This is a genomic window from uncultured Oribacterium sp., from assembly GCF_902481605.1.
Taxonomy (GTDB): Bacteria; Bacillota; Clostridia; order Lachnospirales; family Lachnospiraceae; genus Oribacterium; species Oribacterium sinus.
This window is the reverse complement of record NZ_CABSXI010000001.1, coordinates 1-18876: the sequence shown is the minus strand read 5'-3', so window position 1 is coordinate 18876 and position 18876 is coordinate 1. Positions and strand designations below refer to the sequence as shown.

21 protein-coding genes are annotated in these 18876 nt (G+C 40.2%); 8 read left to right on the top strand and 13 right to left on the bottom strand.

The window, feature by feature from the left end:
* The first annotated feature begins 21 nt into the window (after positions 1–21).
* Positions 22–726, top strand: a complete 705-nt coding sequence (locus tag RDQ32_RS00105) for an Ltp family lipoprotein (protein WP_007157175.1) — start codon at positions 22–24, stop codon at positions 724–726.
* Between the two features lie 42 nt (positions 727–768).
* On the opposite strand, the gene RDQ32_RS00100 is transcribed toward RDQ32_RS00105, so the two are convergent.
* Together RDQ32_RS00100 and relB are read right to left on the bottom strand one after the other, a co-directional pair.
* Positions 769–1038, bottom strand: coding sequence for a type II toxin-antitoxin system RelE/ParE family toxin (locus tag RDQ32_RS00100; RefSeq protein WP_308578551.1), 270 nt, complete (start codon positions 1036–1038; stop codon positions 769–771).
* A complete protein-coding gene (gene relB, locus RDQ32_RS00095; RefSeq protein WP_308578550.1) occupies positions 1035–1256 on the bottom strand; it encodes a type II toxin-antitoxin system RelB family antitoxin in 222 nt (73 codons plus the stop codon). Before relB ends, RDQ32_RS00100 begins: the two co-directional genes overlap by 4 nt.
* Before the next feature lie 145 nt (positions 1257–1401).
* Between relB and RDQ32_RS00090 the strand changes: the two genes are divergently transcribed.
* A complete protein-coding gene (locus RDQ32_RS00090) occupies positions 1402–2001 on the top strand; it encodes a DNA-3-methyladenine glycosylase I (protein WP_308578549.1) in 600 nt (199 codons plus the stop codon).
* On the opposite strand, the gene RDQ32_RS00085 is transcribed toward RDQ32_RS00090, so the two are convergent.
* Positions 1998–2780: a hypothetical protein gene (locus tag RDQ32_RS00085; RefSeq protein WP_308578548.1), complete on the bottom strand. Its 783-nt coding sequence runs from the start codon at positions 2778–2780 to the stop codon at positions 1998–2000. The two genes, RDQ32_RS00090 and RDQ32_RS00085, sit on opposite strands and share 4 nt — an antisense overlap.
* Positions 2781–2896: 116 nt before the next feature.
* On the opposite strand from RDQ32_RS00085, the gene RDQ32_RS00080 reads away from it, so the two are divergent.
* A complete protein-coding gene (locus RDQ32_RS00080) occupies positions 2897–4903 on the top strand; it encodes a leucine-rich repeat domain-containing protein (protein WP_308578546.1) in 2007 nt (668 codons plus the stop codon).
* Between the two features lie 97 nt (positions 4904–5000).
* On the opposite strand, the gene RDQ32_RS00075 is transcribed toward RDQ32_RS00080, so the two are convergent.
* The 6 genes from RDQ32_RS00075 to RDQ32_RS00050 form a co-directional block, all read right to left on the bottom strand.
* Entirely contained in the window at positions 5001–5381 is a 381-nt protein-coding gene (locus tag RDQ32_RS00075; protein WP_308578544.1) for a C-GCAxxG-C-C family protein, read from the bottom strand.
* 12 nt (positions 5382–5393) lie between these two features.
* On the bottom strand, positions 5394–5633 hold the full coding sequence (locus RDQ32_RS00070) for a type II toxin-antitoxin system Phd/YefM family antitoxin (protein ID WP_308578542.1): 240 nt from the start codon (positions 5631–5633) through the stop codon (positions 5394–5396).
* Entirely contained in the window at positions 5630–7156 is a 1527-nt protein-coding gene (locus RDQ32_RS00065; RefSeq protein WP_308578540.1) for an ATP-binding protein, read from the bottom strand. The genes RDQ32_RS00070 and RDQ32_RS00065 overlap by 4 nt, the downstream gene beginning before the upstream one ends.
* 277 nt (positions 7157–7433) lie before the next feature.
* Complete coding sequence (locus tag RDQ32_RS00060; RefSeq protein WP_308578538.1) at positions 7434–8264, bottom strand: 4Fe-4S dicluster domain-containing protein; 831 nt, start codon at positions 8262–8264, stop codon at positions 7434–7436.
* Between the two features lie 252 nt (positions 8265–8516).
* On the bottom strand, positions 8517–9464 hold the full coding sequence (locus RDQ32_RS00055; RefSeq protein ID WP_308578536.1) for an AEC family transporter: 948 nt from the start codon (positions 9462–9464) through the stop codon (positions 8517–8519).
* A gap of 11 nt (positions 9465–9475) precedes the next feature.
* Entirely contained in the window at positions 9476–11101 is a 1626-nt protein-coding gene (locus RDQ32_RS00050; RefSeq protein ID WP_308578535.1) for a malolactic enzyme, read from the bottom strand.
* A gap of 379 nt (positions 11102–11480) precedes the next feature.
* Between RDQ32_RS00050 and RDQ32_RS00045 the strand changes: the two genes are divergently transcribed.
* From RDQ32_RS00045 to RDQ32_RS00025, 5 genes are all read left to right on the top strand, one after another.
* Complete coding sequence (locus RDQ32_RS00045) at positions 11481–11855, top strand: GntR family transcriptional regulator (RefSeq protein WP_308578533.1); 375 nt, start codon at positions 11481–11483, stop codon at positions 11853–11855.
* Positions 11856–11859: 4 nt separating this feature from the next.
* Positions 11860–12738, top strand: coding sequence for an ABC transporter ATP-binding protein (locus RDQ32_RS00040; RefSeq protein ID WP_308578531.1), 879 nt, complete (start codon positions 11860–11862; stop codon positions 12736–12738).
* On the top strand, positions 12722–13375 hold the full coding sequence (locus RDQ32_RS00035; protein ID WP_308578530.1) for an ABC-2 transporter permease: 654 nt from the start codon (positions 12722–12724) through the stop codon (positions 13373–13375). The genes RDQ32_RS00040 and RDQ32_RS00035 overlap by 17 nt, the downstream gene beginning before the upstream one ends.
* Before the next feature lie 446 nt (positions 13376–13821).
* The gene (locus RDQ32_RS00030) at positions 13822–14094 is read left to right on the top strand and encodes a type II toxin-antitoxin system RelB/DinJ family antitoxin (RefSeq protein WP_308578528.1); all 273 of its coding nucleotides are present in this window, start codon (positions 13822–13824) and stop codon (positions 14092–14094) included.
* On the top strand, positions 14091–14372 hold the full coding sequence (locus RDQ32_RS00025) for a type II toxin-antitoxin system YafQ family toxin (RefSeq protein ID WP_308578526.1): 282 nt from the start codon (positions 14091–14093) through the stop codon (positions 14370–14372). The genes RDQ32_RS00030 and RDQ32_RS00025 overlap by 4 nt, the downstream gene beginning before the upstream one ends.
* Positions 14373–14406: 34 nt before the next feature.
* Here RDQ32_RS00025 and RDQ32_RS00020 read toward each other — a convergent pair whose 3' ends face one another.
* The 4 genes from RDQ32_RS00020 to RDQ32_RS00005 form a co-directional block, all read right to left on the bottom strand.
* Positions 14407–14979, bottom strand: coding sequence for an HD domain-containing protein (locus RDQ32_RS00020; RefSeq protein ID WP_308578524.1), 573 nt, complete (start codon positions 14977–14979; stop codon positions 14407–14409).
* Entirely contained in the window at positions 14966–16219 is a 1254-nt protein-coding gene (gene dinB / locus RDQ32_RS00015; RefSeq protein WP_308578522.1) for a DNA polymerase IV, read from the bottom strand. The genes RDQ32_RS00020 and dinB overlap by 14 nt, the downstream gene beginning before the upstream one ends.
* A gap of 76 nt (positions 16220–16295) precedes the next feature.
* The gene (locus RDQ32_RS00010) at positions 16296–16931 is read right to left on the bottom strand and encodes a methylated-DNA--[protein]-cysteine S-methyltransferase (RefSeq protein ID WP_308578520.1); all 636 of its coding nucleotides are present in this window, start codon (positions 16929–16931) and stop codon (positions 16296–16298) included.
* Between the two features lie 102 nt (positions 16932–17033).
* Positions 17034–18329 (bottom strand): enhanced serine sensitivity protein SseB C-terminal domain-containing protein, encoded by a 1296-nt coding sequence (locus RDQ32_RS00005; protein WP_308578518.1) that lies wholly within the window; start codon positions 18327–18329, stop codon positions 17034–17036.
* Positions 18330–18876 lie beyond the last annotated feature (547 nt).

Here is an 18876-nt window from a genome sequence, read left to right as displayed (position 1 = left end):
CCCACGAAAGGATTTATAAAAATGAGTCATGCTTCCAGATACCTCGCCCGACTTGCTCCGATTTTCCTTCTCTTCATTATGATGTCCTGTACAAAGCAGAATCAAGAAGGGAATACTGTAGATAGTTCTTCGAAGGTCTCTTCAGAAAGCATAGAGAGCAGTTCTGTGGATTCCAAAGAAATTAACCCGGAAAAGAGTTCTGCGGATTCCAAAGAAATGAGTAAGAATAGTATCTCGACAGGTAAGGAATCATCAAGCGAAGAAACTACCAAGCCCCCATTGGAAAGCTTAAGCGAAAATCAAGTACAGGCTATCCAAACTGCAAAAGACTATCTTGATACTATGCACTTATCCCAAACAGAATTATCGCAAATGCTTTCTGTAGAGAATATCGATTCTGAAGATGCAAAGTTCGCCCTAGAGTATCTGAGTATAGATTGGAATCAAGAGGCACGGAAGAAAGCCAAAGAGTATTGCAAGCATAAAATCGGGTTTTCCAAAGAGAAATTAAAAGCACAGTTGCTTTTCGACCACTTCACGGAAGAGGAAGCGGATTTTGCCGTGAGCCATATTAACGTGAACTGGATAGAGCACGCTGAGATTGTTGCAAAAGAATACATGGAAGACGGAGTGAGCTCCAAAGAAGATTTAATAGATGCCCTGATGAATGAAGGATTTACGAAGAAAGAAGCGGAGAAGGCAACAGTGAAAGTAGGTCTAAAATAGGCCGTAATCTACCACTTCACAGTCTAGAGACTTACTGTTCCCCTAAGTGCTGTAGATATCTCTTCTGTGCCCAACAGTCAATGCAAGGATAATCAGCTCTTGATCTTGTATAAGACAGAGTAAACGATAATCTCCGATTCTATACCGCCATTGTCCACTTTTGTTAGCGGTAAGTCCCTTTCCATGAGCTCTCGGATTTTCACAATTTTGCAAATTTTTTACAATCCACGATTTGATGATCTGTTGCGTGTATTTATCCAGTTTTTTGAACTCTTTATCGAATCGAGCAGTTGTTTCTACATGGTAGCTCATAGATTCAATTCCTTCCAGAGTTCCTCAATCGGTCTGGACTTACATCCATTATTCTTATATTCCTGATAGGCTTCATTGGCAAGACTGATATCATACTCCTCTTCAATACGTTCAAATAATGCCCTTTTGAAAGCCTCTCCTAAAGACATTGCATGAAGCTTTGCATAGCTTTCTGCAAGCGCTTTTTCTTCCTCGTTCATTCGAATTGAAAATGCCATGATTTTACCTCTATTTCAAAAATTATTTGCTGTACTATTCAAGCAAAGAATACACAAACCTTATATGTAGTACATTATACTACTCTACTTATTTATTATCAACTCTAAATAGATTCTGTTATAATCTTTTCAAAAAGGAGGCGTTATGGCTTGTCAATGGAAAAACAGCAGTATGGAAATGATTTCCTACCACGATAAAGAATGGGGCGTTCCCACCCATGAGGATCAAAAGCTCTTTGAGTATTTGCTTTTGGAATCCATGCAGGCCGGACTTAGCTGGGCCTTGATTCTTCGAAAAAGAGAAACCCTTCGAAGCTGTTTTGCAAACTTTTCCCCGGAAAAGGTCGCAGCATTCACGGAAGAAGATATTGAAAGAATCATGCATACGGAAAATATGATTAAGTCGGAGAGAAAAATCAAAGCCATGATTCAAAACGCCAAGGCATTTTTAGCCCTGCAAAAGGAAGAGGGTAGCTTTGATAGCTATCTTTGGAAGTTTTCCGGCGGAAAGAGTCTTTGTTATCAAGGACATGAAAAGGGGGAAATGCCGGCGAAAAATGCTCTTTCCGAGGCAATCAGTAAAGATTTAAAAAAACGGGGCTTTCAGTATACCGGCCCCGTCATTGTCTATTCATTTTTACAAGCCTGCGGTGTCATTAACGACCACGAGGAAGACTGCCCCTGTTATCAGGCACTCCGTAAGGCTTATCCTTATCAAGAGGTGGAGGAGACATTTTCTTACTAAAGCAATATAGCTTGCTCCAGCAAGGTATCCTCCTCATATCCATAGGCAAAAATTCTGTCATAGATCCTCTCTTGCCATTCAGCGGAGAAACTGCCATCTTCATTAATGAAAAAATCGGCACTTAAGAAACGAATAATCATAAACTCGGAAGTTTTTTGTGCAAATCCGTCTCCCCTACTAAAGTCAATACCGACTCCTGTATTTCTGGTCATGGCCGCCTCCAGGATAGGAAGGGTCAATTCATTTGCAGGAATGCTCATATCCGGAAAATCAAAGAAGCCGCCCTTTTCCTTGGTATAAATACCTAAGTTGGAAATGGTGCCGTTGGTCACCATTTTCACTCTTCGAATAGCGCTTAAAGGGATGCTATGCTTTGCTCCTGTGATAAATCCTTTTGAAAGACGGATCTCCTTTTCCTTTAAATTAAAGCCGATGTGAAGATCCAGGCTATCGATGCTATTGGGAAATTCAGCCCCCAGCTTATTTCTTGCAAATGCAAGTAAGAGCGTCTTGGTTTCCGCGATATTATGCCCTCTACCATTTGCCTTGGTATCTGTCTCTAAATCCGGAAGACTGATATTTTTCCCCTGAAGATCCCTAAAAATCAGAGAATAGAGCATATTGGAGTTACAATATCGCATGGGAAGAATGGCTCCCACCTCGGAAAAAGAAAGAGTAAAGGGCTTCTTCCCCTCTACGGAAATTCCATCTTTCGTAATGCTTAACTTCCGTCCTCCATCATCAAACACCGCTGTACGATCTCCCAAAACACTTCTCATTGTTTTTCCTCCTAATCTTATCTTGCATATCCCTTATACATTTTGTAAACTTAATTTGTTTATAAAATAATATTCATTTTACAAAATATAAGTTAATAATAGCAAGAGGAAAATCCATGAAAATTACCAAAATCCAATGTCCTAACTGCAATGGTCAATTATCCGTTCCTGAGGGAATGAAGGAAGGATTTGTGCAGTGTAAATTCTGTAATACCAAGGTCTATTTGGAGCCTCATAAGCCGGATATTACCCAAAATATCACCATAAAAAATGTGAATTATAATAAGGAAAGAACTGCCACAAACAACGTACGAGGCAAATACCTTTTGCAAAGCTGTGCAGTGGGCACTGTAGTAGTGGTAATGTCAATCCTTCTGTTTGTTTTACTAAGAACAGTCTTTTCTCCTAGCGGTATAGAGCTTCCCACCGACCAATATCGCAGTACTGTGCAGGATCCGGTAGTGATTTCCTTTGTAGAAAAAGCATTTTCCAAAAATCTTTCTCAAGTTACAGGGGAAGACTATAGTTCCTTAAAGTTCCTGTCCATTTCAAAAGATATAGCGGAAGAAAATTGGTGTTTTTCCTATGCCGAAAAGCTGGATGAAGAGGGAAATCCCATGGAAGAAAAGACTCTTTATTTTTCTGCTACGGAAAGTATTCCTCGGCAGGAGATTCAGCCCTTCACCGGTTTGGAGAATCTGGCACTGGGAAAAGACCTGGACTTCGATAGTGACAGTCAAGACAATCAAGATTTAAAGAATCTAAAAGAGTTAAAATACTTTTCTGCTATAGGAAGCAACTCGGAAAGCTTCAGAGAGCTTTTGCTAAGCTTGGCAAATCCGGAACAAATGCTCGGTCTTAGCGGTATTTACCTGCGCGACGACATTGTTCCCTACAGCATTTCCTCTGACAAAACAAAAGATATCACGGATATTTTCACACCATTTTCTTCCCTGAAAAGCCTTTCCATCAGGGTGGATTCTGACTATGAAGGGGGGCTGCTTTTTTTAAGACACTTTCCTAACTTAGAGAATTTATCCCTTTATACCTCTGCGGATTTAGCTCCTTTAGCCACTTTAAGCAATTGTAAAACTCTGAGTCTGTCGGGTCCCTCTGATACCCCCTTGGAAAATATCTCCGTCCTCTCCGGCATGCCCCAGATAGAGAATCTCAGATTATCCCATGTAATGTCCGTAAAGGATTTAAACTTTACCCAAAATATGCCTAATTTAAAGTCTCTGGAGCTCGAGAGCGTACCGATACTCTCTTTGGACGGTTTAGCCAATCACCCCTCATTAAACACACTTTCCATTGATGACTGCTATGAATTAACGGACGGAAAGGCTATTGCCGGTCTCAGCGCTTTACAAAGCCTGCACCTTGGCGGTCGCGGGCATGGCTGTTACATACCGGATTTGCAAAATTTAACCGCCTTGGAAGACGTGTTTTGCGGATCGAGTGATCTCAAGCATTTTGCTCATATGCCTTCGATTAAGAGCCTCTACTGTGTTTTGAATGGATGGAATATTAGCGCCGAGTCCCTTCGCGGTATGAACTCATTAAACACTCTAGTAGTTTCCGGTTCCTTGGATTATATTTCTAACGACTGGGAAAATGTTTTAGCAGGCTTACCAAACCTTGAAAAAATGAGCATTCTGGGAGAATCTTTAGACCTCCTAAAAGACTATCATGGACTTTTTTCCGGCATTAAAGTAAAAGAACTGATTTTTGACGAAAATCTTATTGGTCCACCTGAAACGCCTGATATTTCCCTATCCCTTAGTAAAATGGAAGATAACAACGCTACGGAGACCTTGATTCTCACGCAAGCAGAGCTTAAAAACCTGGATGATAATTCCGACAATTTTACGGTCAATGCCAAAGTCTTTCTTTCCCATTTTAAAGCGATAAAGAAGCTTGGGCTTCGTGGAAATAAGCTGGAGAATCTGGATTGTTTAGAGGGACTCACCGCTCTGGAGGAGCTGGATATTTCCGATAACTATATTACCGATATCAGTGCACTACGGAATTTACCCAATCTGAAAAAAGTAAAGCTATCCGGAAACTCCATTGTAAATCCGGAGCTTTTACCGGATAGTGTGGAAATTGTAGAGGAATTCTAAAAATATTTTGCTACTCCTCATCCGAATCATAATTCGTAGTTTCCGCTATATCCTCTTTCATCGCCAAAATACTTCGGCTCATACAGAAAAATACAGATTAATACAGTAAAGCAATTGCCTCTTTGATGCAATCTTCGCAGCTGCAAAGAGGCTTTTCTTTGCCTATGCCTCTTAAATCCTTGCAAATGCTGGCTCCGCAGCGCTCAACAAAATCCTGAAAAAGATGGGCGGCCTCCACCTGTACCATAGGATTTCCTTTATTTTTCATAGCTAAAACAAGGTTCGCTCCAATGAGGGCTCCGCAGGTCCCCTCTAAGGTTCCTAAGCCCTCAATAAGCCCTGCAGAGAGAGGAAGCAGAAGCTCCTCGGGCAGATTAAATTCCTCTTGATATGCAAGTAGCACCAGCTGTCCGCAATTCTTTCCAGACACTAAGCCTTCCATAGCTAGTGACTGTTTTTCTTCTAATGATTGTTTCATGATTTCTCCTATTCATTGAAAAGAAGGTTGATCGGAATTTTCTTCTTCCTTTGACGCCAAAATACTTTGGCTCAGCCCCGGAATACTATTCAAGTACAACGTTTCCTGAATGGCTTTCCAATCCTCCTCTCCAATCAACACCGCATTTTTACCTCTATTATTGATAATCGTAATTGGCTGAGAAAATTCATTTACTTCTGAAACAATCTGATTAAGCTTTGCTCTTGCCTTGGTAATATTAATCGAAGTCATTGCTTATCCCCTTGTATTCTTATCTCATCCTCTACCTCTATAAGCTCATGCGCTTTTCCCTTGCCCTCACACAATTCCTTTATGGATTTTTTCAGCGAACGCATATTGCTTTCTGAATAGAAGGGGTCAATACTTCGTCGTCCTATCTCATAAATTTGCTCTAAAGTGATTCGCTCCGTATTCTTCTCAACAGGAAAGTCTTCAAATCCGGAAAGACTGACCAGCCAATAGCTTTTATTCTTCGCCGGAAATGCCTTTGCTTTTTCCAATAATTCTTGGTAAATGGCCGCATCTGTTTTTTGATTTCTCCACTTTACCTCAGCAAATAAATAGCTGTCCTTGCCATCAAAAGCAAGTAAATCAATTTCAGATTCCTTTTTTCTGATTTTGTCTGTTCCCCACCAGTTCCCATAATCTTCCGGTAGGAAGTCCAACTTTCCTTTTTTCAGCCTTTGTTCAAAATACTCTATGACAATCTGTTCAAATACAGCCCCCATATATTCATTGAGTTTTGGCTTGATCTGCTTCTCGTATACAAGCTCTCCCAAATCCATATTGAGTAAGTTTAAATTCTTCTGCACAAAACAGTACCAAAAGCGAAACATCGTATCCTTGATCCGATAAATAGGGCGCTTACTTTTACGGTCTAAAACCGGTGTTTTCTTCTCAATGATTCCAAGCTCCAATAAAGAATTCAGATAATGACTTAGTCCCCCGCTTTGCATATTCAATTTCGTTGCCATTTCATTTAACTTGCTTGCCCCTGCCGAAATTACAAAAAGAATATCATTGTAAAGCTTGGGTTGTCTCAACTCCTGCTTTAAGAGATTATCAGGCTCTTCAAACAGCCTTCCGTTAGGCTTCAGAAAATTACGAATAATGTTGGTTTTTAAATCTACATTTTCATCAAAGAAGCTTAAGTATTCCGCAATTCCCCCGGTGATTCCATAGACAATTGCCTTATCTCTATAACTATAGGAAGGGACAAACTCTGCCGCTTCCAAATAGCCAAAGGGCTGAACCTTTAACTGGCTGGTTCGACGTCCGTAAAGCGGACTTTTGTAGCCCAGTACCTGATTTTCCATAAAACTCATGGATGAGCCGCACAAAATCAGGAAAAGCCTGCTCTTTTCCCTATACTCATCAATCAGTTTTTGTAGCAGGGAGGAAATATGCTCCGCACTTTGGGCTAAATAGGGATACTCATCGATGACAAAAACGATTCTATGCTCTTCTCCGTAGGCAAATAAATAGCGAAGGGCCGCCTCAAAATCCTGAAAATCGGGAAGCCCCTTTAGATTCCCGCAAGCTTCATAGATCGCTTGTGACAAAAGACTCAGGTTAATAAGCGCATTGGATTCCAATGCCACAAAATAATAGCCTCTTTTTCTTTTTAAAAATTCTTTAATCAGGTAAGTTTTCCCTACTCGTCTTCTCCCGTAAATAACCGATAAAGCGAAAGTGCCTTTCTCGTATTCTACTTCTAATTCTCTTAGTTCGAATGCTCTTCCTATAAAGCGCATAAATTCACCTCCTGGCAAAGAAATATCGCATATATACTTGATACGCATAACGAATCAGATATCATAGATTTCATCTTTCCATGAACCAAAAACCGTGCACTATGACCTTAAAACCGCACACTTTGGACTAAAACCGTACATCACACGTAGACGATACTCGTTAGGAATATTATAAAACGCAATATCGTAATATGCAATAACATACTTTTGCATATTACGATATTGCGTTTTCCTCTGCTGAATGAAGATAACTAGAATCCAATACAGATAAGGCCCCTTACAGTGCCCTCTTCGGGCAGACCTTTACACATTCCATGCATAGGATGCAATCCGTCCCATTTTTTCTCTTCCTGGAATTATCCGTCATTTCCACATCCATGGGACAGACCTTCTTGCATTTTCCGCAGGAAATGCATTTCGTCTCATCACAACGAATCCGTACCAGTGAAAAATAACTCATTGGCTTAAGGAATACGGTAACCGGGCAGATATATTTGCAGAAAGCCCGATTATCCTTGAAAAGAAAGGCCAGAGCAATCCCCACAAGATAATAGGCGAGATTGCCTATTAGGAAGGCCCAGAACATAATCCTTTCCAGATTCCCCACCTTCAGAAGAAACAAGGCGGAAACAAAGAGAAAAGATAGGGCAAAAGTCAGATAGCGAATCCAGCCGATACTTTTCCGGGGAAGCACTCTGGTTTTATATGGTAGAAAATCCAAAACCATGGCAGTCCAACAGGCATAACCGCAGAAGCCCCTTCCAAAAATCAGTGGCCCGAAGATTTTTGCCACGGCGTAATGAATCGTGGCCGCTTCGAAAACACCGGTAAACAAATAGTACCAAAAGCCCTCAATTTGCATATTTTCCCGGTTGATAAGCCCTAAATAAACAAGCATATAGAGTCCCACCAGAAGCTGTACAATACGGCGGGCATAGGGATATTTTCTTCCGAGCAGAAAAATCCCCAAAGATAGTGAGATTCCGATATAGCTAAAGTTGAAAAGATAAAAAAGATTCTGCTTCGTAAGCCAAAGACTCACCGCCACCGCTTCAAAAATTCCGCCAATCAAAAGTACCAAAGCATATTTTTTCAAGAAATCTCGCAAAGAAAGCTCCTCTCCTATGTGTATATAGTTATGTTTATATAGTTATGTGTATACCTATGTATATTTTTATGTTCATCCTTTTAACAGGATATCTCATACAAAAAAATTCTATGTTTATGCTTCAATATTTTCAAGTTCTTGTTCAGGAACACAAACACAAAAAAAGAGCGGAAACCGCTCTTTTTTTACTGCCTCCTATATAGGCTTTTTCATGCTAAAAATCCTCAGCTTCTCAATATATGATTGAAACGCTTAGCCCAACAAAGTCATAAGAATCGGCACAACGAGAATAAAAAGCACGGTACTGATGGTCACCACATTGGTGGAAAACTCTACATCTCCGTCTCCTTGGCTGGCCAAAATGGGCAGAACCGCAAGAGCCGGTGTAGCCGACTGAATCACAAAGGTATTGAATTCCTTTGTTGGCAGTCCTCTTCCTGTAAAGAAAAGTAAAGCATACATGATGGCGGGGGCAAGAATAAAACGCCCCACCACCGCAACTACAGTGTCTTTATCTAAGTGAATGCTCTTAAGCCCCGCCTTTGCAAGAATAATTCCAATGTAAATCAAAGACAAGGGTGTTACAATATTCCCGATATAGGTCAAAGTATTTTCAGCAAATGCGGGCACTGAAATTCCTAAAAGTAAAAATACCAAAGCAATCAGAAAGCCCACAAGAGGAGCCGGTAAAAGCTTCTTCCAGTCAAACTTTGTCCCCTCTTTCTTTTTTCCTCCCACACTGTCCGAGGTCATGATATAAACGCCCAAGGTCCAGGTGGAAATCGTATTGGTAATATAATAAATCAGGAAATAGGGTAGAGCCTCTTCCCCAAAAAGAGCAATGTTTAAGGGAAGCCCAATGAAAATAGTGTTGGCATTTACAAAGGTATTAATCATGGTTCCCCGTCTTCCGGCACGAACTCCACATAGCTTTACCGCCAAAAAGCCGAAAATATAAGTTAAAGCAAAGGCTCCAAAGGTGTAAAGCAAGCCTCCCGAAAGGCTGATAAGCTTATCTACGGTAAGATACTTTAATACCGAGACAAAAATGGAAACCGGTAAAGCTACATTCATAATAAGCCGGGACAGATTCGGTCCGAAGCTCTCCGAAAACCAGCCTTTTATCTGCAAAATGTAGCCGAGAGCGATAATCACGATAATCGGAATAATGCTTTGTATCGAGGTGAGAAATACCGTCATTATCTCCTCCTTTATTTATATTCCGGATACCACTTTAAGTCCCTTACCGCCTTTTCCATATCCTGCTCTTTTGCACGGGCAAGTCCCTGCTCCTTTGCCTTCTTTGCCACCGCTTCCGCTACCTTAATGGAAACCTCGCCCACATACTTAAAGGGAGGAAGCACCGGTGCACCGGGCTTTGTGATATCGGTAATACCGGACAAGGAATCTGCTGCTGCCGCAATCATTTCATCGGTTAAGAGACTTGCTTCCGAAGCCAGCATCCCAAGGCCCAGTCCGGGATAAATCAGGGCGTTATTTGCCTGCCCAATGATATACTCCACACCCTTATAAGAAACAGGGTCTGCCGGAATACCGGTTGCTACGAAGGCCTTTCCGTCTGACCAGGTAATCAGGTCTTCCGCCGTTGCCTCTGCCAGTTCTGTCGGATTGGACAAGGGGAAAATGCAGGGGCGCGCAGTGTTCTGACACATCGCTTCCACAACTTCCTTGGTAAAGGTATTTGGCTGTGTAGAGGTACCTACAAGAATCGTCGCCTTTACCGTTCTTACTACCTCTGCCAAGTCCGTTAATTTGTCTGCATTCGGGAAATCGGAACGTTTCTTCGCAAAGGGTTTCTGCTGGGGCGTTAAATCCTCCATATCATCAAAGAGTAGTCCCTGCTTATCCACCATAAAGAAACGCCGGTAAGCCTCTTCCTCAGATAAGCCCTCTCTCACCATTTCTCTATGTACGCGGGAGGCAATACCGGCTCCTGCCGTACCCCCACCAAAACAAAGATAAACCTGATCCCTAAGCTTCTGTCCGCTGATGGCCATTGCCCCAAATACTCCGCCTAAGGTTACGATTCCTGTTCCTTGAATATCATCATTAAAAGTTGGGATCTTGGTACGATATTTTTCCAGAATATTCGCAGCGTTTCCACGGCCGAAGTCCTCCCAGTGAAGATAGAGTTTGGGGAAAAGACGCTCAGCGGTCTCTACAAATTGGTCAATAAAGTCATAGTAACGATCTCCTCTGACACGCTCGTGACGATTTCCCAAGTAGTTGGGATTGTTTCGAAGCTCTTCCCTGTTGGTACCCGCATCGATAACCAAGGGGAGAACACAGGCCGGATCAATTCCTGCGGCACCGCTGTATACCATCAGCTTTCCTACGGAAATATCCACACCATTGGTGCCCCAGTCCCCTATTCCGAGAATAGCTTCTGCATCGGTTACCACAATGAGACGGATTTCCCTGTCTCCTGCGGCATTTTTCAAGGTCTTTTCAATATTTTCCGGATGGTTAATGTCCAGATAAGCCGCATACTGAGGATCCACAAAAAGATCACTATAGCCCTCAATGGTTAACGAAACCGTGGGATCATAAACAATAGGATTAAATTCTGCCAAGTGCTTGGAAAAAAGATAGTAGAAAAGAGTACGATTGGTGTTGAAAATCTGCATGAGGAAGAGACGCTTTTCCAGGTCATTCTCCTTCTTTTCCATCTGAGCATAGGTCTGTGCCGCCTGCTCTTCAATAGTCTGCACGTGGGGAGGCAAAAGTCCGATCAGTCCTAATTTCTCACGTTCCTCCATGGTAAATGCCGTCCCCTTGTTTAAAAAGGGATTGTTCAAAATTTCATGTGCTTTCATAAGATTCCTCCTACTCATTAAGGAAAAGAGCAAACTGCCCTGTGAAGATGGTCCAGCCATCCGATGTACGCACAATCTAACATCGGTATAAATAATATTCAACAACATCATAAAAAGTTTAACAGAATCTACACACTTAACAGAATGAACACAATTACAAAGCAACAAGACTAAACACTTGTTTCTATGCGGTGAAGTTTCATTACTGTCAAATAATCATTGGCAACTCTATCATACAGCTCCTGACCTTAGTATTTTTTTGCCAACTAAAATTTTACTCTAAGAAAAAATGAATGATAGAAGTTTATTGACAAAACAATCACAATTCTATAATATTGTGCATATACAATAAGTACAGTTTTGAGGAGAGGGGAAAATTTTGAACATTATCATAAGTAACAATCGCGATAAACCAATATATGAACAAATAGTTTCTCAGATAAAAAATATGATTATGAGCGAAGAATTGCTTGCCGGAGATAGTCTTCCTTCAATGCGATCATTAGCCAAATCAATTCATGTAAGTGTTATTACAGTTCAAAGAGCATATGAAGAATTGCAGAGAGATGGATTTATAGAAACTGAAATAGGTAGAGGCACTTATGTATTGGCAAGAAACAAAGAATTCTATAAAGAACAACAGCAGAAACGGATAGAAGAATATATGCAATTGGCTATTGAAGCTGCAAAAGAAAATGCTATGCCTCTTGAGAAAATGATTGATATATTAAAAATTTTATACTTGGAGGAATAAGTTGATGAATAGTACTTTAATACTAAAAAATGTGAATAAAAAATATGAAAAGTCAAATTTTGCCATCAAAGATATTTCTTTTTCGATACCTGAGGGAAGCATAGTAGGATTTATCGGTGAGAACGGAGCCGGAAAATCAACGACTATGAATTGTATTCTAAATGTGATTAGAAGAGATAGTGGTACTATTGAGATATTTGGAAGAGAAATGACTGATGAAGATATAGACATCAGAGAGAATATTGGAGTTGTATATGATAGCAATAATTTTCCGGAATATTTGACGGCAAAGCAATTGGCTGACATTTTAGGGAGAATTTATAGTAAATGGGATGATTTTTGTTTTGAACAATTTCTTAGGCGTTTTGGATTGCCTGAATCTCAAAAAATAAAAAGCTACTCTCGTGGAATGAGTATGAAGCTTGCGATTGCTGTGGCACTTTCACATGATTCAAAATTGCTTATTTTGGATGAGGCAACAAGTGGTCTTGATCCTATTATGAGAGATGAAATTCTTGATGTGCTTCTTGAATTTGTAAAACAAGAGAACCACTCCATTTTGCTATCTTCACATATTACAAGCGATTTGGAAAAAATAGCTGATTATATTGTTTTTATTCATAATGGTGAAATTATTTTGAATAAAACAAAAGATGAATTGATATATGAATATGGAGTTATCCGTTGTTCAGAAAACGATTTTTATAATATTTTACCGGAAGATATATTATCAAGTATGAAAAAAGATTATCAGATTGATGTGTTGATAAAAAACAAGAAATTGATGGAGAAAAAATATAAAAATTTAATAATAGACAGCGTATCATTAGATGAAATAATGTTGCTGTTAGCGAAAGGAGAACGAAATGCCAGGATTGATTAGAAATCATTATTATAAAATAGTATCCAACCTAAAGATATTACTTATATTTATATTTTTGACCGGAGTTTCAATACTGATTTTTAGTGGTGGGGAGGAAATGCCTTTATTTGCTTTTCTATGTCTTTCTGTTATAGGTTTTCCTTTTATCAGTTCAATTGGCTTAAGGAGAAACAATAATGGCAAGTGGAATCAGTATATTTTATCCTTACCGGTAAAGAGATGCGAAATAGTAAAGAGCGTATTTGCGACGCAAGGAATTACAATTTTAATTGGCAGTATGCTTTCTGTTATACTATTTCTAACATCATTTGTGATTTATGGATTTGCATTTTACCGATATATAGATGTAGCCTTGTTATTTTCATCTGCAATAGGAATCAGTTTAATAATGAATGCGATTTTCTTGCCTATTTCTTACTTCGACTCAAATGATAGAACTGAAGCTATGAGTATTATTAGTTTAATCATCTCTGTAGCTCTTATGGTAGGTCTAATAGCTGTAATAAATATTTTGATTGAAAAACCGACAGATATGCAACTTATGATATTTGCAATAGGGAATTTAGTATTATCTATTGCTGCGTTTTTAATATCTTATTTTTTGGCTGTTAGGATTTATTCAAAAAGGGACTGTTAGAACAATAGATTATAAATTGAATATTTATCTCTGAAAGAGAGCATTATAGGATGACAGGTTATTGACCATTTACGGAAAACAAGGAAGAATAGGGAAGATTTGCAAAACAGTTACGAGGGCTTGTGCTTATGAATATTGAGTATTATAAGAAAACCTTACAAAAGATAGCTGAATCAAAAGCTGTTTTAGAAGGACTGAAGGATCTAAAAGAGGGAAATACCGAAGACGGAGCCGAGACCATGCGCAAATTAAAGGAGAAATTCTTACTGAAGTAAACGAAATTAATCTATATACTTCGTATTCTTTATGGTCGAAGAAACTTAGATGAACTGGTTACTTCATTTTATAATGACAATGTATTGATAACAAACGAATTTTGATGTATCCTATCATAAAGTCAATAAGCGAAAAAGCAATTTAGAAATATCTGATTGGAGGTACTTTGCATGGCAACAACAAATTTAAACATCAGAACCGATAAGGATATTAAAGAGCAGGCGGATCAAATATTTTCCGAGCTGGGACTGAATATGACTACCGCCATCAATATGTTCCTTAGAACAACTATCCGCGAAAACGGGATTCCTTTTTCTTTAAAACTGGATACTCCAAATGAAGAGACGGCTACTTCTATCGAGGAAGGACGCCGTATTGCCTTAGATAGTAGCGTAAAATCCTATAAAACCATGGATGATCTCAAAGCGGCTTTGGAAGTATGAAATACGAAGTCAAGTTCACTAACCAGTTTAAGAAAGATTTTAAACTCGCTAAAAAACAGAATAAAGATTTAAATAAACTCTTCGATGTAGTAAATATTCTAGCAGAAGGCGGCATATTAGGGGCAAAATATCGAGACCATGACCTATCCGGTAAGTATAAGGGTACAAGAGAATGTCATATTGAACCGGATTGGTTGTTAGTATACGAAATTCAAAATGACGTTCTTGTCCTCATACTCTACCGTCTTGGAACTCACTCGGAATTATTTAAGAAATGAGCTGGAAAATTAAACTATTTTACAGTTTCAATGTTTAATTCATTTCCTCTCCCCATTCCTTGAGAAAATCCTGCATTAGCTTATCTCTTTTCTCCACCATTTTCCTTGCTGCAGAGGTATTTAATTCCTTGGAAATGAGTAAAAGCTTGTCATAAAAATGCTCTATAGAATTCTCCAAGCTTCTACCGTGGCTTCCACCAAACTGAAAGCAGCGGGCAATACCGACAGCACCTATAGCTTCCAGTCGGTCTGCATCCTGTACAATTTTTCCCTCTATACTTTTCGGCACTTTCCCTCTGTTTTTACTGAAAGAAACGGAATTGATATTCCTACAAATTGCCTCAATTCTCTCTTCAGAAAGTCCCTCCTGCTCCAAAAATCTTCTGGTATTGGCATTATTTTCCGTATGGAAAAGCTTATGATCATCGCAGTCATGCAGAAGGGCAGAAAGAGCAATCATTTCCTCTTCTCCCTGTCCTTCCGCTTTAGCAATCGACATCGCATTTTTATATACTCGCAGGCTGTGGGAAAGATCATGCCCATCCCCATTTCCCTGAAATAACGCTGTAATATAGTCTATTGCTCTTTCTATTCTAGTTTTTTCCATAAATGCGCATCTCCTCAATCAAATCATACACCCTGTCTCCGGAAAGAATCATTGCCTTTCGATCCTGAAACAAGTTTCCATAACGATCTTCCATCTTCTTCCAGCGTTCTTCCATTTCTCTTTCTTCCCGTTCTTTTTCTTCCGTGAAAATGTCGGCAAAGCTAAGCTGTCTTCCTTCATTTTCCTCCAAATGATAAAAGCCTTCCCCGATTAATCGCACCCTTCGCTTGGGAATCTGCTGTAAGAGAGCAGAGGCATTTTTATATAAGGAAAATGCGCTTTGGGTACTTTCCGAAATGAGAGCGGAACGGGTAATGGTTTTCATATCTGCGAAAGTGATTTTCAAAGAAACGCCTCTTGCATAGAGCCCGTATCGCTTCGCCCGATTTTCCACACGAAAGGATAAAAGAAACAGCACATCATCCAAAAAGGAATAGTCTGTCACGTCCCCCTGAAAAGTCATTTCTTTACTGATACTTTGGGTGTCTTCCGGACGATAGGGCACTACCCTCCGATGGTCGATGCCGTAGGAGAGCTCCAAAAGCATCTTCCCCTGATTTCCTAGAAGACGAAGCACTTCCTTTTCTTTTTCCTGTAAATCTTTCACGGTATAAATCCCAAAGGAATAGAGCTTTTCCGCTGTTTTCTCTCCTACCGTAAAAAGTGCCCGTACGTCTCTGTCTCGCAAAAGCTCTACATAGTCTTCTCTTCTTTGAATCATAAAGAAGCCATTGGGCTTTTTCTCTTCGCTGGCGGTCTTTGCCGCCGTTTTTCCGTAGGCAATCCCTACAGAGCAGGTCAGCTTCAGCTCTTCCTTTACCCGTCTTTGAATATCTCGTCCGATTTTTTCCGCTTCAGAAAAATCCTTGGCCACCTCCGTTAAATCAAGATAGCCCTCATCCAAGGCAATGTATTCCACTTGCTTGGTATAGCTTTCCAGAATGTCATGGAGTTCCTCTGACACCGCCTTATACTTCTCAAAATCCGGATACAGAAAAACAGCCTTCGGGCAAAGCCGAAAGGCTTCCTTACTGTTCATGGCGGAACGAACGCCATATTTTCTCGCTTCATAGTTGCAGGTTGCCACTACGCCCCGCTCCGTTGGCTTTGCCCCGATAATCAATGGCTTATCTTTCAGAGCCGGATTGTCCCGCATTTCCACGGAGGCGTAAAAGGCGTCCATGTCCACATGAAGGATAATTTGATTTTCCTGATACTCAGTTTGTGCTGATTCCTGCATTTCCGATATATCTTTCCTTCTACTGAAAAAGGATACTTTACTCCATCTACTTCTCTGTTTTCGTTTCTATCTTTATTTACACTTTATCTTTTCCTATGCCAAACTTCTTCAAATCCACTTTTCCGTCATTTACTTCCACTCCATCTTCCTCCAGGCGTTTTCTCTGCTCATCCTCTCCGCCGAAGGCAAATGCAGGAGCAAGCTCCCCCTTGGAATTCACCACACGAAAACAAGGAATATTCTCCGGATCCGGATTCTTATGCAGGGCATTTCCCACAGCACGGGACATCTTTTTATTCCCGGCCATCTCGGCAACTTCCGCATAGGTAGCCACCCTGCCTTTAGGAATCTTCTTCACTGCCTCGTAAATTCGTTTTGTGGGGGAATCGGAAATAAGAGCATAGCTTTCTGATATCATTCTTTTCAGCTCTTCCTCCGGAATACTGCCGTCTAAAATGATACTATTCCAATGCTCTTTATTCTGGTGATAGGCAGGCTGTACCGCAGGATAAACTCTTCTCCAAAAGTCTCTCCATTCCGGATGCACCTTTACATTAAGATTCACTAAACCATTTCTTTCGTAGATAAGCAGAAAAGCTTTTTTATTTTCCTGAAAACGAATCAGCTCCCAATCCGCCGTAGGGAATGGATGATCCGCATAGCTATCCGGAAAGGATAGACCGAATGCAATGGCTTCTTCTTTGGTTTTCATACTTTACAATTCACTCCTATTCTTCCCATCGTTCTTTCGGCTGTTAAGTCTTCCCAAAACTATTAAAGTATTTCTAAGACTTTTGATTATTTTAGCAAATACCTAATCCCTTAGATAAAGCGGAGCCTCAGTTCTTACACCCTTTGCAAAATCTCCTCTTTGCAGCGTCACAAAATCCATATAGGGTATTCTATGCAAAAGATCCCGACAGCTTTCATAAATTTCCTTAAAGCGTTCATGGCAATGCTCCTCCGGCATGTCCACAATAATCAGATAGGAGCTTGTCCCTGTCTCGTCCCTTTTTAAAAGCATATCCAGCATGGCAATATCCGGATGTGCCTTGGCAAAGGATATAAGTCTCCTATGCAAGGCTTCCACTTCTTCATTCTCCTTTGGATATCCCAGTAAAACCTCCGCATCTTTCTTCACTTCCACAGACTGTACTTTCGCTTCCCCAAATTCACTTTGGTATCCCGGGGAACTCATCAGGTTATGGATAAGCTCCGGGCTTACATAGAAGAGCTGCGGGCCATAAGGGTTAATAACAAAGCCTTCTCCCTTAGTAAGCATGGACACAATTTGAGGGAAACCGGCAATCATGGTTTCTCTTTTCCATCCTGCCCCCATCTGCTGATTCATAACCCCCATTTGCTGATCCATAGCGCCTAACGCAAACCAATCCGTAAATACCGGAAGGGCTGATTCTCCCCGGTCCATGGTAACATGAGGGATGGTAATCTTCATCCCTGCCTTTAGTGTCACAGTTCCATCCTTCTCTCCCTTTGGCAGGCCTCCCTCTGTCTCTATCACCACCAGGTAATGACTCCGCACCAACTCTCTAAAAAAGAGATTCAGAAACTCTCCCTCTCCTTGTCTTTCAAAAAATACGCAACTTAATCCCAAAAGATAGGGATTCTCCACCGCCTGGTTTACATTTGCTTCAATCTGATAGGGAATATCTGTGATTACAGCATATTTCCAGTCGGGAGAAAGAGCCTCTTTTCGAGAGAAGAAGAGCTTTACCCTTCTCTGCCCTTGGGTTTCCGGTGTTTCCTCTTGTTCCTCTTTTTTTACCTGCTCCGCAAATGTCGTACTTTCTTCTATCTTCATAATCGTTAGATGAGAGATATTTCCATCACGATGTAGAGCATAAACCTTCTCCCCTTCTTTGGCCTTTCCAAAGAGTTGGCCCTCTACAGAAAAACAATCTCCCTCTACAGCTGCATAGCTTTCTGCCATCAGCGTAAAACGGGTTTGCTCAGCTCTGTCATAGTTTTCTTGCTGCTCTACATTGTCATTGCTATGCTTCTCAGAATCGACTCCATTTCCGCTATTCCTTTGATTTTCAGATTTAGACTCGTCTTTCCCGGTAAAAAACTTCTTTAACCCTTCTAACATTCTATCCTCCCGAAACTATGTAATTTCAAACTAAATCATCTGCGAAATTCTCTTCGCCCGATTCCTTTTGTGCTATACTGTAGGCAAATTATTATATCCCTTGAAAAAAATCTTGAACCAACAGCATTCTCTCTAATCTCAAAAAACATAAAAAATAATCCTACAAAGTTCTAAAAAATAGTCCTACTCAAGTATTTTATCTTATTATTCCTCTGTATTCCATACACTTATTTATCTTCTATAGTTCATCTATAAGCTATAGATGACATCTTCCTAATATTTTGTATCGATGAATGCATCATTAAAATACTCTTTCTAATTTTAATTCATTTTATCTTAGTAAAAGTAATCATCTGATATTTTTCACAAGAAAATCACACCCTTCTTTCTTCAAGAGGTCTATACTATGCAGCGAAGAATAGCATAATTTCACGAAAAGATGTATAGTACTTGAACAATGCAGATTCCCCGAAGGGATGGAAGGTCGAAAGGAGTCGTTATGGAAATCCAAAAAACAGCCAGTGCCGGCACCACGGAGAAATGTGAT

What these genes read in the sequence shown, in the direction of transcription:
- RDQ32_RS00105 (WP_007157175.1), top strand. Translation starts at nt 22, where the DNA reads ATGAGTCATGCTTCCAGATACCTCGCCCGACTTGCTCCGATTTTCCTT.
- RDQ32_RS00100 (WP_308578551.1), bottom strand. Translation starts at nt 1,038, where the DNA reads ATGAGCTACCATGTAGAAACAACTGCTCGATTCGATAAAGAGTTCAAA.
- relB (WP_308578550.1), bottom strand. Translation starts at nt 1,256, where the DNA reads ATGGCATTTTCAATTCGAATGAACGAGGAAGAAAAAGCGCTTGCAGAA.
- RDQ32_RS00090 (WP_308578549.1), top strand. Translation starts at nt 1,402, where the DNA reads ATGGCTTGTCAATGGAAAAACAGCAGTATGGAAATGATTTCCTACCAC.
- RDQ32_RS00085 (WP_308578548.1), bottom strand. Translation starts at nt 2,780, where the DNA reads ATGAGAAGTGTTTTGGGAGATCGTACAGCGGTGTTTGATGATGGAGGA.
- RDQ32_RS00080 (WP_308578546.1), top strand. Translation starts at nt 2,897, where the DNA reads ATGAAAATTACCAAAATCCAATGTCCTAACTGCAATGGTCAATTATCC.
- RDQ32_RS00075 (WP_308578544.1), bottom strand. Translation starts at nt 5,381, where the DNA reads ATGAAACAATCATTAGAAGAAAAACAGTCACTAGCTATGGAAGGCTTA.
- RDQ32_RS00070 (WP_308578542.1), bottom strand. Translation starts at nt 5,633, where the DNA reads ATGACTTCGATTAATATTACCAAGGCAAGAGCAAAGCTTAATCAGATT.
- RDQ32_RS00065 (WP_308578540.1), bottom strand. Translation starts at nt 7,156, where the DNA reads ATGCGCTTTATAGGAAGAGCATTCGAACTAAGAGAATTAGAAGTAGAA.
- RDQ32_RS00055 (WP_308578536.1), bottom strand. Translation starts at nt 9,464, where the DNA reads ATGACGGTATTTCTCACCTCGATACAAAGCATTATTCCGATTATCGTG.
- RDQ32_RS00050 (WP_308578535.1), bottom strand. Translation starts at nt 11,101, where the DNA reads ATGAAAGCACATGAAATTTTGAACAATCCCTTTTTAAACAAGGGGACG.
- RDQ32_RS00040 (WP_308578531.1), top strand. Translation starts at nt 11,860, where the DNA reads ATGAATAGTACTTTAATACTAAAAAATGTGAATAAAAAATATGAAAAG.
- RDQ32_RS00035 (WP_308578530.1), top strand. Translation starts at nt 12,722, where the DNA reads ATGCCAGGATTGATTAGAAATCATTATTATAAAATAGTATCCAACCTA.
- RDQ32_RS00030 (WP_308578528.1), top strand. Translation starts at nt 13,822, where the DNA reads ATGGCAACAACAAATTTAAACATCAGAACCGATAAGGATATTAAAGAG.
- RDQ32_RS00025 (WP_308578526.1), top strand. Translation starts at nt 14,091, where the DNA reads ATGAAATACGAAGTCAAGTTCACTAACCAGTTTAAGAAAGATTTTAAA.
- RDQ32_RS00020 (WP_308578524.1), bottom strand. Translation starts at nt 14,979, where the DNA reads ATGGAAAAAACTAGAATAGAAAGAGCAATAGACTATATTACAGCGTTA.
- dinB (WP_308578522.1), bottom strand. Translation starts at nt 16,219, where the DNA reads ATGCAGGAATCAGCACAAACTGAGTATCAGGAAAATCAAATTATCCTT.
- RDQ32_RS00010 (WP_308578520.1), bottom strand. Translation starts at nt 16,931, where the DNA reads ATGAAAACCAAAGAAGAAGCCATTGCATTCGGTCTATCCTTTCCGGAT.
- RDQ32_RS00005 (WP_308578518.1), bottom strand. Translation starts at nt 18,329, where the DNA reads ATGTTAGAAGGGTTAAAGAAGTTTTTTACCGGGAAAGACGAGTCTAAA.